The following is a 14,266-nucleotide window of genomic DNA, read 5'->3' on the forward strand; positions in this document are numbered from 1 at the left end:
GGGGCGACTCTAGCAAAATTTCGGGTGAGGTCGTGGTTCAATTCAGGGGCCGCGTGCTGCGGCCCCTGAAGGGATCAGATCAGCCCCAGCAGAGGTCCATGCCCTCTTTGACTGAGATCGACTCAACGCCATCGGCCGGCTTGTCCGTCACCAGCGCAACACCGGTGTCATAGAAGTCCTTGCCGGGTGTGTTCTCGGGCTTCACGCCCTCGTCGGCCCATTTCTTGACCGCCTCCACGCCAAGCGACGCCATCAGCAGCGGGTATTGCTGCGAGGTCGCACCGATCACACCGTCGACCACGTTCTGCACACCGGGGCAGCCGCCGTCGACCGAGACGATCAGCACGTCGTTTTCGCGGCCGATGGCCTTGAGCGCCTCGTACGCACCCGCGGCGGCGGGTTCGTTGATCGTATAGACCACGTTGACCATCGGGTCCTTGGCCAGAAGGTTCTCCATGGCTTTGCGGCCACCCTCTTCGTTCCCGGCGGTGACGTCATGGCCCACGATGCGCGGGTCGGTTTCGTCGCCCCATTTGTTCGGGTCGCCCAGGTCGATGCCGAACCCCTGCAGGAAGCCCTGATCGCGCAGCACCCCGACCGAGGGCTGGCTGACTGCCAGATCCAACATCGCGATCTTCGCATTCTGGGCTTCGTCTCCCAGCGTGGCCGCGGCCCATTTGCCGATCAGCTCGCCCGCCAGAAAGTTGTCGGTTGCGAAAGTCGCGTCCGCCGAGTCGATCGGTTCGAGCGGTGTATCCAGCGCGATGACCAGAACACCGGCGTCGCGCGCCTGCTGGACGGCCGGAACGATCGACGAGGTATCGGATGCGGTCAACAGGATACCCTTGGCGCCGTCCAGAATGCAGGTCTCGATCGCCTGCACCTGAGTCTCATGGTCGCCGTCGATCTTGCCGGCAAACGCCTTGAGCGTCATGCCCAGCTCTTCGGCCTTGGCGGTGGCCCCCTCTTTCATCTTCACGAAGAAGGGGTTGGTGTCGGTTTTGGTGATCAGGCAGACCGTGTCCTGCGCGGCGGCAGCGCCTGCCATGGCTGTAAAGGCCAGCGCGGTCGCGCCAGCAAATGCTGAAATCTTCAAGGCTTTTCCTCCCAATATCTCCGATACCCGACGGGCATCTAAGGAATCCGAACGGATTTCTTCCGGCTCCCATGTGTCAAACCATCCCGTGATTCTCGGGTTCTGTCAATAAATAAATCACTCTTATTTATTATTGACACTGGGTAGGCGCATCCACATTCTTGACTGAAGGAGGAGCGGCCCGTGCCCGACGAACAATCAGCGCAAAGCAATCCGCCCGAGCGCGTTTCGACCGTGCGCGGGACGAACCAAAGTGGCATGCGCGCCCACAACGAACGACTGGTGCTGTCACTGGTCCGCCGGCACCAGGCGCTCGCCAAATCGGAGCTGGCCCGCATGACCGGATTGTCGGCGCAGACTGTCTCGGTGATCATGCGCCAACTGGAAAGCGATGGGTTGCTGCTGCGGGGCGAGCCACAACGTGGCAAGGTTGGGCAACCCTCGGTGCCAATGCGCCTGAATCCGGATGGGGCCTATTTTCTGGGGCTAAAGGTCGGCCGCCGCAGCACCGAGCTGGTATTGACCGATTTCCTGGGCAAAGTACGGGATCGCGCGCGAGAGACCTATGACTATCCCACCCCCGGCGCGACATTGGATTTCGCCACCGGCACATTGGACCGGATGATACACCAGATGCCGACAGCGTCGCGTGACCGGGTAGCCGGGTTGGGCATTGCGATGCCCTTCTATCTCTGGGACTGGGCGCAGACCCTGAATGTCCCACAAGAAAAGATGGATCCATGGCGCTCGGCCGATCTGCAGGCTAGCCTTTCCCAAGCGCGAAACATCCCGGTCTATTTGCAGAATGACGCCACCGCGGCTTGCGGGGCAGAGTTGGTGTTCGGGCCGTCCGAAAGACCGCGGAACTTTCTGTATTTCTACATGGGCTACTTCATTGGCGGGGGTGTCGTCCTCAACGGCGTCATTTTTTCCGGGCGCGGGAATGCTGGCGCCTTGGGTCCGTTGCCGGTTCCCGTCGGCTCGGGCGCGGTCAAACCCCTGATCGATGTCGCCAGCCTTTGCGTGCTTGAGCAGAAGCTTGTCGCCGCAGGCCTGGATCCCTTCCATATGTGGGAGACCCCGGACCATTGGGACATGCCGGATACACTTCTCGAGGCATGGATGGACGAGGCCGCGAAAGGTCTGGCCTACGCGATCCTGTCTTCCTGCAGCCTGATCGACTTTGAAACGGTGAAAATCGACGGCTGGATGCCCGAGAGCGTTACCGCGCGCTTGATCGAACGCGTCGAGACGCATCTCTCCCGGTTGAACTTTACCGGGCTCGAGCAGCCCTCGGTTCTGGCCGGGTCGGTGGGTCCGGATGCCCGCGCCCTGGGGGCAGCCAGCCTGCCTCTGTCGGACAGATATCTTGTCGAAACCTGAGCGACAGCCGCGAACCTCCAAGAGTATTGGCGAGGTTTCGCCTGACGAACGATCACAAAGCCCCCGCCAACCCTTCCCCGTACAGACGGTCTAAGATATCACAGACACGGCGCCAGCACTGTTTGGCGGGCTGCAGGTACCACGTGTTCAGAATGAGGTTCTATCATTGAAACTGCGTCACCTTTTACCCGCCCTTATCGCATGTTCAGCCCTCCCCTTTGCGGCCAGTGCGCAATCATCTGACGCCGATGGCGCAGGGTTGTCACTGGAACTCAACGCGGCGCAGGATGTAGGGCAGGCCTGTCGGCTGTCATTTCTGATCACCAACGAAACCGGACAGGCGATCGACAAAGCCGTTTTCGAAACCGTGATCTTCGACACGCAAGGTTCGGTGATCAAACTGTCATTGTTCGATTTTCGGGATTTGCCGCAGGACCGCCCGCGTGTGCGCCAGTTCGACCTGCCTGACAGACCATGCGCAACGGTCGGGCGCGTTCTGATAAACGGAGCCAGTTCCTGCGTAACAGGCGGTTCCGAGAGTGATCTTTGCAATTCGGCCCTTTCGGTGACCAGCCGCTTGGAAATGGAGCTTTTGGGATGAACATCTTCAACGCGCTTGGCCAGATCCTTGCACTAGGCGGGCCAGTAGTGGCGATCCTTCTTGTGATGTCGATCCTGACCGTGGCGGTATCGATCTACAAGCTCTGGCAGTTTGCGGCCTGTGGCGTCGGCCGCCATAGGGTGCTGTCCCAGGCATTGGCGGCCTGGGATGCCGGAGACCACGACACTGCGCGCGAGCGTCTGGCCGCCAGCAGCAGCTACCTTGCCCCGATCGTGGGTGCGGCAATGAACGCCCCGGATACGGCGGGGCTGGACGAACGGCTGGACGCCGAAGCCGGACTGGCGTTGGCCGGGCTCGAGCGCGGTTTCCGGCTTTTGGACACGGTCGCGCAGTTGGCCCCCTTGCTGGGGTTGTTCGGTACGGTTCTGGGCATGATCGAAGCGTTCCAAAGCCTGCAGACGGCCGGGGCCGGAGTGGATCCATCTTTGCTGGCTGGTGGGATCTGGGTTGCGCTGGTTACGACGGCGGTGGGTCTGGCGGTTGCGATGCCCACATCCATGGTCCTGTCCTGGTTCGAAAGCCGCACCGCGCGCGAGCGGGTGTTCGCAGACAAGGCCTTGCGCACGATTCTCGTACCGACCCAGGCGCTGCCTACAGCAACGACAAGCACCGCGTTTGTCGCCGCGCCGGGACATGCGTAACGCGGCCCCATTTGTTCGGCGCGCCATGTCGATGACACCGCTCATCGACGTGATTTTTCTGCTTTTGCTGTTCTTCATGCTGACGTCGACCTTTTCGACATTCGGAGAAATTCAACTCAGCAGCGCAGCCGCAGGCCCATCAGAGCCCAGCGCCCCGTCGGATCGCGCTTTTGTGCAATTGGGGGCGGACCGCGTGGTGCTGAACGGAGCACCGCTCTCGCTGGATGAATTGGCACAGGCGCTGCAGCCCGGGCAAGTGCTGGTCAGTCTTGACGGCGACGTTACCGCCCAACGGCTTGTTGACTTTCTGGTGAAATTGCGCGGCCTCGACGGTCTGTCGGTAACGGTTCTGGAGTGACGCCATGATCCGCCACGACCGCCCAAGCCGCAAGCGCGACTCGACCATTCCGTTGATCAACGTGGTCTTTCTGATGCTGATCTTCTTTTTGATCGCCGGAACCGTAGCTCAACCGTTGGACCCGGACTTGGAACTGGTCAACACATCCGATCTGGACGGCCGCGAACCACCCGACGCACTGGTTCTTCACGTTGACGGGACGCTCAGCTTTCGCGGAACACCGACGGATCCGCAGACCTACATGACCGGCCGGGGGGAAGAACCCGTGCGGATCGTGCCTGACCGGAACGTTTCCGGAGCACGCCTGATCGAAGTCACCGGCGCCTTGCGCCGTCTCGGCGCCACCGCAGTCTTTGCGGTGACCGAACGGGCGCTCGAATGATCCGGGAATCTCTGTTTGTCGCGGCGCTGGCCGTTGTACTTTCGGTGCTGTTCCACCTTTTCCTGCTGCTGCCAGCCACGCGGGACCCCGCGGAACCTGCGACGGCCGGTTCGCAACCGGACACGGTTGCATTGGGCAACGCGTTCGAGGATCTGGCGGAAACCGCGACCCCGCCCGAGCCGCCGACCCCCGCAGAAGAGCCCGAGCCCGATGTCGAACAGCCGACAGAGCCGGACCGGGCCGAAATACCCGTCAGCGAAACACTGGTCGCCTCGTCGGACCCGCAAAAGGTCAACTCGCCTGATATCGGACAAACCAACCCGGTGCAGCCTGATCAGCTCGTTCCGGAAATCGTTGAGCTGGCGGACTCGGCCGAAGGTGATCGGCAGGCCGCCGATGAGGTCGACGAAACACCGCCCGTCCAAGCCGAAACGCAGTCCGCAGCAGCGCCCGAAGCACCGGACGAACCCATACAGGCCCCGGTTTCGGAACCAGAGCAACTGGCTGCCCTGCCAGCCCCCTCGCCGATCCCGGACCCCTCAGTGCCGGCAGAGGAGCAGCAACCGGTCGAAAGCGACACCGAAGACGGCACCTCGGATCTGGCGGTTGCAACATCGATCCGCCCGCGCCTTCCGGACCGGACCCCTGCTCCGGCCCCGGTACCCGACCAAAGGGCCAGCCGGCTGGACAGTTTTGACAACCTGCGATTTCCCAACAAGCAGATCGACTCACCGCTGACGACCTATCGCCGACAGGGGGTCGATGCCTTCACCCGAGGAGGCAACTCCAATCAGTCCGGCGGTCGAGGCCCGGGCAACTCGAATGTCACCAATTACGCCGGGCAGGTTCTTGTCCACCTCAACAGAACTCCGCCGGTCTATGTCTCGGTTCGCGGCTTTGCCAAAGTCTTCTTTGAAATCAATCCGGACGGAACACTGGCCTGGGTCGATATTATCGACAGTTCCGGCTCGACCGAGGTCGACAGGGCCGCCAAGGAACAGGTCCGTCGCGCATCGCCCTTCCCGAAACCTCCGGGCGGGGTCAGCCGGAAGCTGTCGTTCTACTTTCAGAACGGCTAATCGGGCCTTTGCTGCGCTGGCCCGAAGCAACTGGACGCAATCAGTCAGTCCAATGACCTTTTCCACGGAGGCTTCACGCCGATCTCGGTGATCAGAAAATCCATGAAGACCCGCACCTTTGGCGACAATACGTTCGACTTGGGATAGATCAGCCAAAGCACGTTGTCTTCCGCCGCCTCATATTCGGGAAGGACATGACGCAACTTGCCCGAGGCAAGCTCCTCCTGAACGCTCCACAGTGAGTTCATCGAGATCCCCGCCCCTGCCACGGTGGCCAGCTTCTGGCTGAGACCGTCATCCATGATCAATGGACATTTCGTGGCTCCGGGATCGAAACTTGCGACAGCTCCCCGGGCAGTTTTCAGCGCCCGGGCCCGGGTGTGGCGAAATGCAATCAGCCGATGATGCGCCAGATCATCCGGCGTCTTGGGCTCTCCGTGGGCCGACAGGTAATCTGGTGCCGAGCAGAGGATGCGTTTGTCATCCGCCAGCTTGCGCCCCTTGAGGCTGGTATCGATCAGCGGTGCGTTCCGCAAAGCAAGATCATAGCTGCCTTCGATCAGATCAAACTGAGCATCCGACAGACGCAGGTCCAGGGTCACACCCGGATGCTGTTCCTGGAACTTTGCAAGGATCGGAGCAATGTAGAGCTGTGCAAACGTGCTGGGCGCAGTAAACCGCAGTGTGCCGGTGGCTTGGGCCGACCCCTGCCCCAAAGCGGCCAAGGCCGCATTCTCCTGCGCCAGAATCTCGCGCGCATAAGGTAGAAACTCAGCGCCCTCCAGAGACAACGATACTTTCCGGGTCGAGCGGTGAAGCAACTCGACACCCAGCTGATGCTCCAGCTTGGCAAGTCGGGCGCTGGAGACTGCGGGCACCAAACCCAGTTCGCGCCCGGCGGCCGATATGTTCAGCTTGTCCGCTGCAAGCACGAAAAGACGAAGCGCTTGTGTGTCCATTAGCTTATTATACGCAAAATCCGAAAACTGAAACCTGATATCCGCCGTTTCATCGGATTCTGCAAGTGATATTTCTGGCTCCACGGAAGACAAACCAAATGGAGCCACAAATGTCCGTTCGCCCGAACGTTCAGTCTCAGATCCTCGAAGCCTTCAATTTCCGGCACGCGACAAAGGTCTTTGATCCCGACCGCAAGATCAGCAACGCCGATTTCGAAACCATTCTTGAAGCTGGCCGCCTGTCGCCCACCTCTTTCGGGCACGAGCCATTCAAGATTCTTGTCATCCAATCGCCCAACAAACGCGAGCTTTTGCGCGAGTTTTCTTGGGGCGCCAATGGCATGATGAACGGCAACTCCGGCCAGCTGGGGACAGCCAGCCACTTTGGCATCATTCTGGCCAGCACTGCGGCAACCATGACCGCTGGGTCTGATTATCTGCAGGACCACTATCGCAAGGTCAAACAACTGCCCGAGGACGTCATCGAATTATTCAACGGTGCGTATGGCAAGTTCCAGTCAACCGACCATCGCATCACCACTGAACGCGAAATCACCGACTGGTCCGGCAAACAGGCCTACATCGTTCTGGCCAACATGATGACGACCGCTGCTTTGATGGGTGTAGATTCCTGCCCCATCGAAGGGTTTGACATGGAACTCACCACCCAGACTCTGGCCGAGCATTTCGGGGTGGATACCTCGAAATGGAAACCCGCGGTGATGTTTGCCTTCGGGTATCGCGCCAGCGATCCGCAATTCCCCAAGACCCGCCGCCCGATGGCCGAAACCGTGAACTGGTTCTGAGCCAACGTCGATAAAGCCAGGGGCTGCGTCATCCGCAATTCAGTGAGGGTTCAGATGCAACGAACCGGTATCGTAAACTATCACGTTCACAAACCTGAACGGCAGGCGTTCCAACTGGACACCGGCGGCATTGTCGGCAACCTGATTTCGCCTGAACTGTTACCGACACAGGTGAGCCTGACGGATATGCGGACATCCGGGCGGCCCCTGCACTTTGACCCCGATGGCGTCGAGTTTCTGAATGCGCCCACTGCGATCCGCGATTTCTCCGGGGATCAGTGGAAACGGCCCTACGAACACGAACTGGCTCAACTGCTGACCGCAAAGATCGGCGTTCGCGAGGTCGTGATCTTTGACCATACCTTGCGCGTGGACGACCCAAAGGCGACGCGCAAGCCGGCGCGCAATGTCCACAGCGATTACAGCGCGGACGGCGCTCGGCAACGACTGGTGGATTTGCTTAGCCCCGAGCGGGCGGCCGAGTGGAGCAAAGGGCACTATGCCTTTGTCAATCTATGGCGGCCGGTCGGTCACCCGATCAACAGCGCGCCGCTGGGGTTTGTCCGTCCTTCGTCCGTCGAACCCAAAGACTGGATCCTGCTTGACCTGATCTATCCTGACCGCAAAGGGCAGATCATGGGGCTTGTCGGGAATGCACGGCATGACTGGGTCTATCTGTCTCGAATGAGCCCGGATGAAATCGCGATTTTCAACATCTACGACAATCGGGGGTTGCCTTCCGTCGCGCACAGCGCGCTCGATATGGTCGAGGACCCGACCGTCACCACCATCCGGAAGAGCATCGAGACCCGCACTTTGGTGCGGTACTGAGCAAGGAACCATCATGTTGGACAAAAACCAAAACCTGTCCTTTGCCCCGATCAACAAGGCCTACGGTCAGGTATTTCGACCGGATCAGCTGACGCTCGGGCTGGTATTGCCGCTTGAGGCCTACCCGGTGGGATCCGAGCCGACGATGAAGGGCCACATGAAGGCCGCGCAATTGGCCGAGTCTCTGGGCTTTGCCGCGCTTTGGCTGCGCGACGTGCCGTTCAATGTTCCAAGTTTCGGGGACCCCGGCCAGATCTTTGACCCGTTCGTCTATCTGGGTGCGCTAGCGACCGCGACGGATCGCATTGCCCTGGGGACCGCCAGCATCGTTTTGCCCCTGCGCCATCCGGCCCATGTGGCAAAGGCAGCCGCGTCGGCGGACGTGTTGTCCGATGGCCGTCTGCTGTTGGGTGTGGCGTCCGGCGATCGACCGGAAGAGTATCCGGCAATGCGTCAATCCTTCCCCGATCGAGGTGAGCGGTTCCGCGACAGTGTCGACTATATCCGTGCGACGGCAACACCCTATCCCAAGCATGAAAGCCTGCAGGGGCATCTGCCCGGCGACATTGACCTTCTGCCAAAACCCTCGGGATCGCGCCTGCCGCTGTTGATCACGGGCGGCAGTCGACAATCCCCGGATTGGGTGGCTGAAAACGGCGATGGATGGATGACCTATCCGCGCGACGCGGCATCACAGGGGCGCGCGGTGGCCGATTACCGGAACCGTCTGAAAGCACTGGGGCAACCGGACAAACCGGTGATGCAGTCGCTCTATGTCGCCTTGCTGGAAGACCCAAATGCCCCCGCCCGTCGCATACATCTGGGGTTCCAGTCGGGTTCGAATTTCCTGCGCCGCTACTTGGCTGAAATACGTGAGATCGGGATGAATCACGTCGCCCTGAATCTGCGTTTCAACCAGGCGGCCATCGAACCGACACTCAAACGCCTGGCGGATACGATCTTGCCGGAATTTTCATAAGGAACGGATCGCATGACCAAAACCATTCTGATCACTGGCGCAACCGATGGCATCGGACTCCTCACCGCCAAGAAACTGGCGGCTGACGGTCACCGTATTCTGTTGCACGGACGGAACACTGCAAAGCTGGAAGCAGCCGCCCAGAAGGTTGGAGGGCAGCCGGAAACCTACAGCGCCGATCTGTCCGACCTATCAGCAGTGAGGTCTTTGGCGGAGGCCATCCGCTCCAATCACGACCGGCTGGATGTGCTGATCAACAACGCCGGCGTCCTGAAGGCTCCGCAGACCACTCTCGAAAACGGTCTCGATATCCGCTTCGTCGTGAACACGTTCGCGCCCTATCTGCTGACCGAACTTCTGCTTCCGATCATTCCCAAGACTGGCCGCGTCGTGAACCTGTCCTCGGCCGCCCAGGCCCCTGTGGATGTGGATGCTTTGACCGGCAAAACGCGATTGGCCGATATGGGCGCATATGCGCAAAGCAAGTTGGCAATCACGATATGGACGCGCGAACAGGCCCGCGCCCTGCCCGATGGACCGGCGTTGATCGCGGTCAATCCGGGTTCGTTGCTGGCGTCCAAAATGGTCAAGGACGGTTTCGGAGTCGCCGGCAACGACCTCAACATCGGCGCCGACATCCTGATCGACGCCGCACTTAGCGATCGGTTCGCGCAGGCGTCGGGCGCCTATTTCGACAATGACGGCGGTACATTTGCAGACCCGCACCCCGCAGCGCTGAAGTCCGAACACGCTGCCGACGTCATGAAGGCCATTCAAGACACTATCCGCCGATACGGCTAAGCCGGGCGCACTCCCGCGCCCTGCCAATCCATGCAAACCCTCGCATCTTTGATGGCGAGAACAGGAGAGGACTGTCCAATGAAATACGAAAATTTCCAGACCTTCGACGTCGCGGTCGAGAATGCAATTGCCACCGTGACGTTCAACTTCGGAGCGGTCAATGTTCAGGGCCAGGAGATGCTGGCCGACCTCTACAGCCTTGCGATGCGGCTGGAGCGGGACCGGGAAACCAAAGTGGTGATCTTCCAGTCGGCGAACCCCGAAATCTGGGTCTGTCATTACGATACCGAGTTGCTCAAGGATCTTTCGACCGAAGCCGTCTCGCGTGAAGACGCCCAGTTGCTGGACCTGCAGTCCGTGTGCGAACGGCTGAGCAAGGTCCCGCAGGCAACAATCGCAAAGCTTGAAGGCTTCGCCCGTGGCGGCGGACACGAACTCGCACTCGCGCTGGATATGCGTTTTGCAGCACGTGGACGGTTCAAGTTCATGCAGATGGAAGTTGGCATGGGTATCCTGCCCTGCGGCGGCGGAGCTTCTCGCATGGCGCGCCAAACCGGACTTGGCCGGGCATTGGAAATCATCCTGAGTGCGCAGGACTACGATGCCGACGATGCCGAGCGCATGGGCACCATCAACAAGGCGCTGGATTCCGACGAGATCGGTCCCTATGTCGATGCTCTGGCCAGGCGCATTGCCCAGTTCCCCGCCGAATCCATCAACGCGTGCAAGCAGATGGTCTACGAATCCATCGACAAACCTATTTCCGAGGCGTTGAGAGCCGAGGCCTATTGGCTGTACCAGGCGACTAGCAAGACGCCGGCGGTCAAACGCTTTCGAATTGCCGATGAACAAGGGCTCGAGCATGATATCGAAAACCAGCGAAACTGGAACGAACTGGTCATGAAGGTGCAAGAAATCACCAACTGACCATTGCCCCTTGATCCGCTGAAATCGGTTTCAGCGGATCATATCCCGCAGCAGGTTTGGGCGTTCCGACGGCAAGGGGGCGGAGGCACGCAGGTCGCGATGCTGCGGTTGTCAAGGAATCCAAACACCCATGTTCCGAAGCCGGCGATAGGCTAAAGGATAGACGGCAGCAGCACCGACGGCCGGGTTGATCAACGGTGCGCGGCGCTTTTCGGTCGCCAACGCACGGGATCGAATGTGCCGGAACGACCGACAGACTTACTGAACACACACCAAAAAACGTTCAGCAGGCCGTTCTTTGCTCCAAAAGCAGAAGAAGTGCTCCAGAAACCGCATTGGCGTGGCTCCGAGGTTCGACGTAACTCGTCTTTATCAACCACGCCTTGAAGCGCGGAGAAAAGTTTCAGCCGGCTCGTAAATCAAAGCCATCAAAGTCGATTGGGTCTCTTGGATCACTTGCGCGTTTCCGCCCGAAATCCTGAAAACCGCAAATGCCCCGACAAAACCGCCAGTTTTGTGATAGGTTACTCGGTATTAACAAAAAATTTTGGGAGGACGAAAATGAAATACAAAACAAGATCAACGATAATGGCGGCCTTATTTGCTGCAGCTGCCACAGCCGTTTCTGCACAAGATGATCCCCCCATGAACTTCCTGATTATTTGGGGAGATGACATTGGATTCTGGAATATCAGTGCCTACAACCATGGCATGATGGGGTATCAGACACCCAACATCGACCGCATAGCCAAAGAAGGCGCGCTATTTACTGATTGGTACGGTGAGCAGTCCTGTACTGCAGGACGAGCGGCCTTTATCACAGGACAATCTCCCATCCGCACGGGTTTGACCAAAGTCGGCCTACCCGGCGCGCCCGAGGGCATGCCTGTCGAAGACCCAACCATCGCCGGGCTGCTCAAAAACCATGGTTACATGACTGGCCAGTTCGGCAAAAACCATTTGGGTGACCGTGACGAGCACCTCCCCACAAACCATGGTTTCGATGAATTTTTCGGAAACCTTTACCATCTCAACGCAGAAGAAGAGCCCGAAAACCCTGACTACCCCAAGGATGAAGCCTTCAGGGAAAACTTCGGCCCGCGCGGGGTGATCAAGTCGACAGCTGATGGCTCGATCGAGGATACCGGGCCGCTTACGAAAAAGCGCATGGAAACCGTTGACGAAGAAGTCACGGCCAGCGCGTTGGATTTCATGGATAGAGCCGTCGAACAGGACAAACCTTTCTTCCTTTGGTGGAACTCCACCCGCATGCACATATTCACGCATTTGAAGGAAGAGTCCGAGGGAGTGACGGGACTTGGAGTTTATCCCGACGGCATGGTCGAGCATGATGGGCATGTCGGTGTACTGCTTGATAAACTTGATGAGCTCGGAATCGCCGACAACACCGTCGTGATGTATTCAACCGACAACGGAGCGGAGACGTTCACGTGGCCGGATGGCGGTACGACACCCTTCCGCGGTGAGAAGAACACGCAATGGGAAGGTGGCTATCGTGTCCCGACGGTCATCAAGTGGCCGGGCGTCATCGAGCCGGGATCGAAGGTCAATGGCGTAGTATCGCATACGGATATGTTGCCTACCATTCTGGCTGCGGTCGGTGAGCCAGACATCAAAGAAAAGTTGCTCGATGGTGGCGTTGAAGCGATCGGTCGCCAATACAAGGCCCATCTTGACGGCTACAATCTTCTGCCGTCGCTCTCAGGTGAAACGGATGAGTGGCCGCGCAGCGAGTTCATCTATTGGACCGATGATGGCAGCGTCGCCGCCTTGCGATACGAACAGTACAAGGTGACATTCCTGAAGCAGAATGCGCACGGGCTTGATGTATGGCTCTCACCGTTTGAAGTCCTGCGTGCACCGATGCTGGCAAACCTCCGCAGCGATCCGTTCGAGCGAGCCGAGGAAGAGAACGCTATGGGATACCAGCGCTGGTTCCTCGAGCATATGTTCGCGATAGCTCCGGCCTCCGCCTTCGTTGGGCAATGGCTGCAAAGCTTCGAGGAGTTTCCGCCAAGGCAAAAACCCGGCAGCTTCAACCTCGACAACGTCATGGAGGAACTCACGAGCCGTGCCGGGAACCAATAGCACCAACGGGACGCCGTGAGCTGTGTTCGCCAGTCTGAATTCAAAGACAACTGTTTGTCGAATTTAGACTGGTAAATCACCCCCTTGGACTGAAGACCAGCGCAGTCCAAGGGAAAGAATGAACGGCAGCTTGATTTCGTTCTGCGGGCATTGAGCGCTGCTTGCTGGACAGAACCCTGAGAGGTCTTTGGAACAACGTATAGGTGCTGCTCCGCCGTCATTCTGTTGCCGGCCTGACTCGACAAGGCAGCAACTGGCTTTTTGGGCTTTCCGCCATGAGAACCAGTCGCCTTTCACTTTCATTCCAATTTTCCTGAACCAATTCGCACGGAGGAGTTTTCAGACGTGAAAAACCGAAAGCTCTACCTTGGCCCCCTGACCGACAATAGACGCTGGGATATGGTTCGCATCCGCCCCGACGATGTGTTCGTGGTAACACCACCGAAATGCGGCACGACCTGGATGCAAACCATTGTATCTATGTTGTTTTCTGGTGATCCCGAAGTTGAAACGGAGTTGTCCGTGAAAATGCCGTGGGGAGACATCCGAATCCGAGAGATGCCTGAAGTCGCAGAGCGGCTCGAAGCCATGCAGCATCGGCGCAGCATGAAAAGCCACACACCGATGGATGGGTTACCTCTGGATGATCAAGCACAGTACATCTGCGTTTTTCGTCATCCCCTCGATGCGCATTTCTCGTTTCGCAAACACATCAGAAACATTCCAATGACCTGGTTTGACACCTGGTATCCCGAGAACGATGAAGAAGGTATCACATTCCGTCGCTTTCTGGACGGCGGGGCGGAAGGGTTCGATACCGATGCGATGCCACTGGCACATATCATCCGGCATTACAAAGCCGCTGCGGCACCTTCCGACCGGCCGAACGTATCGCTTTTTCACTACGCAGACATGACCCGGGACTTGAGAGGAACGTTCTTCAGGCTGGCTGACATCCTGGGCACGACCCATTCAGAGGCAGTCATGGATCAATTGGTTCAAACTGCGACCTTCGACAATATGAAGGACAAAGCAGAACGCTATGCCCCCTCAGGTGGCAAAGGATTCTTCAAGTCGGATGCCGAGTTTTTCCACAGCGGAACGAGCGGCAAATGGCACGGAAAACTGACGGCGGAAGAACTGGCAAGCTACGACGCGATGATGGATGCACACCTGGATCCCGAAGACCGAGACTGGTTGGAATATGGCTCTCAGGGGAGCCTCGCTGCGTAGACATCGCCACCCCGGGCGAACCAGCAAAAACCGAAGATCTTTTTCACGATTGAATATGGA

At 58.8% G+C, this 14,266-nt stretch carries 15 protein-coding genes; 13 read left to right on the forward strand and 2 right to left on the reverse strand.

Annotated elements, in window-relative coordinates; translation table 11 throughout:
* Positions 1-79: 79 nt before the first annotated feature.
* Entirely contained in the window at positions 80-1,048 is a 969-nt protein-coding gene (locus K3752_RS13445) for a sugar ABC transporter substrate-binding protein (RefSeq protein ID WP_260066321.1), read from the reverse strand.
* Between the two features lie 306 nt (positions 1,049-1,354).
* On the opposite strand from K3752_RS13445, the gene K3752_RS13450 reads away from it, so the two are divergent.
* From K3752_RS13450 to K3752_RS13475, 6 genes are all read left to right on the forward strand, one after another.
* A complete protein-coding gene (locus K3752_RS13450; protein WP_260066323.1) occupies positions 1,355-2,479 on the forward strand; it encodes an ROK family transcriptional regulator in 1,125 nt (374 codons plus the stop codon).
* A 259-nt stretch (positions 2,480-2,738) separates the two neighbouring features.
* Positions 2,739-3,080, forward strand: coding sequence for a hypothetical protein (locus K3752_RS13455; protein ID WP_244952491.1), 342 nt, complete (start codon positions 2,739-2,741; stop codon positions 3,078-3,080).
* Positions 3,077-3,742 carry a MotA/TolQ/ExbB proton channel family protein gene (locus tag K3752_RS13460; protein WP_170343512.1) on the forward strand — a complete coding sequence of 222 codons (666 nt, stop codon included), beginning with the start codon at positions 3,077-3,079 and terminating at the stop codon, positions 3,740-3,742. Before K3752_RS13455 ends, K3752_RS13460 begins: the two co-directional genes overlap by 4 nt.
* The gene (locus tag K3752_RS13465; RefSeq protein ID WP_254439137.1) at positions 3,735-4,100 is read left to right on the forward strand and encodes a biopolymer transporter ExbD; all 366 of its coding nucleotides are present in this window, start codon (positions 3,735-3,737) and stop codon (positions 4,098-4,100) included. The genes K3752_RS13460 and K3752_RS13465 overlap by 8 nt, the downstream gene beginning before the upstream one ends.
* A gap of 4 nt (positions 4,101-4,104) precedes the next feature.
* Positions 4,105-4,482: a biopolymer transporter ExbD gene (locus K3752_RS13470; protein ID WP_260063512.1), complete on the forward strand. Its 378-nt coding sequence runs from the start codon at positions 4,105-4,107 to the stop codon at positions 4,480-4,482.
* Positions 4,479-5,561 carry an energy transducer TonB gene (locus K3752_RS13475; RefSeq protein ID WP_260063513.1) on the forward strand — a complete coding sequence of 361 codons (1,083 nt, stop codon included), beginning with the start codon at positions 4,479-4,481 and terminating at the stop codon, positions 5,559-5,561. The genes K3752_RS13470 and K3752_RS13475 overlap by 4 nt, the downstream gene beginning before the upstream one ends.
* A 44-nt stretch (positions 5,562-5,605) precedes the next feature.
* On the opposite strand, the gene K3752_RS13480 is transcribed toward K3752_RS13475, so the two are convergent.
* Complete coding sequence (locus tag K3752_RS13480; RefSeq protein ID WP_260063514.1) at positions 5,606-6,520, reverse strand: LysR family transcriptional regulator; 915 nt, start codon at positions 6,518-6,520, stop codon at positions 5,606-5,608.
* 110 nt (positions 6,521-6,630) lie between these two features.
* Between K3752_RS13480 and K3752_RS13485 the strand changes: the two genes are divergently transcribed.
* From K3752_RS13485 to K3752_RS13515, 7 genes are all read left to right on the forward strand, one after another.
* Positions 6,631-7,326, forward strand: coding sequence for an NAD(P)H-dependent oxidoreductase (locus tag K3752_RS13485; RefSeq protein ID WP_260063515.1), 696 nt, complete (start codon positions 6,631-6,633; stop codon positions 7,324-7,326).
* A 54-nt stretch (positions 7,327-7,380) separates the two neighbouring features.
* The gene (locus tag K3752_RS13490) at positions 7,381-8,157 is read left to right on the forward strand and encodes a CmcJ/NvfI family oxidoreductase (RefSeq protein ID WP_260063516.1); all 777 of its coding nucleotides are present in this window, start codon (positions 7,381-7,383) and stop codon (positions 8,155-8,157) included.
* Between the two features lie 13 nt (positions 8,158-8,170).
* Complete coding sequence (locus K3752_RS13495; protein WP_260063517.1) at positions 8,171-9,136, forward strand: LLM class oxidoreductase; 966 nt, start codon at positions 8,171-8,173, stop codon at positions 9,134-9,136.
* A 12-nt stretch (positions 9,137-9,148) separates the two neighbouring features.
* Positions 9,149-9,937 (forward strand): SDR family NAD(P)-dependent oxidoreductase, encoded by a 789-nt coding sequence (locus tag K3752_RS13500; protein ID WP_170408051.1) that lies wholly within the window; start codon positions 9,149-9,151, stop codon positions 9,935-9,937.
* 78 nt (positions 9,938-10,015) lie between these two features.
* Entirely contained in the window at positions 10,016-10,864 is an 849-nt protein-coding gene (locus K3752_RS13505) for an enoyl-CoA hydratase/isomerase family protein (RefSeq protein ID WP_260063518.1), read from the forward strand.
* Positions 10,865-11,425: 561 nt separating this feature from the next.
* The gene (locus tag K3752_RS13510; RefSeq protein ID WP_170373386.1) at positions 11,426-12,973 is read left to right on the forward strand and encodes an arylsulfatase; all 1,548 of its coding nucleotides are present in this window, start codon (positions 11,426-11,428) and stop codon (positions 12,971-12,973) included.
* A gap of 345 nt (positions 12,974-13,318) precedes the next feature.
* Positions 13,319-14,206: a sulfotransferase domain-containing protein gene (locus K3752_RS13515; RefSeq protein ID WP_260063519.1), complete on the forward strand. Its 888-nt coding sequence runs from the start codon at positions 13,319-13,321 to the stop codon at positions 14,204-14,206.
* The last annotated feature ends 60 nt before the right edge of the window (positions 14,207-14,266 follow it).

This window comes from Ruegeria sp. B32 (genome assembly GCF_025141855.1).
In the GTDB taxonomy this organism is placed as follows: domain Bacteria; phylum Pseudomonadota; class Alphaproteobacteria; order Rhodobacterales; family Rhodobacteraceae; genus Ruegeria; species Ruegeria arenilitoris.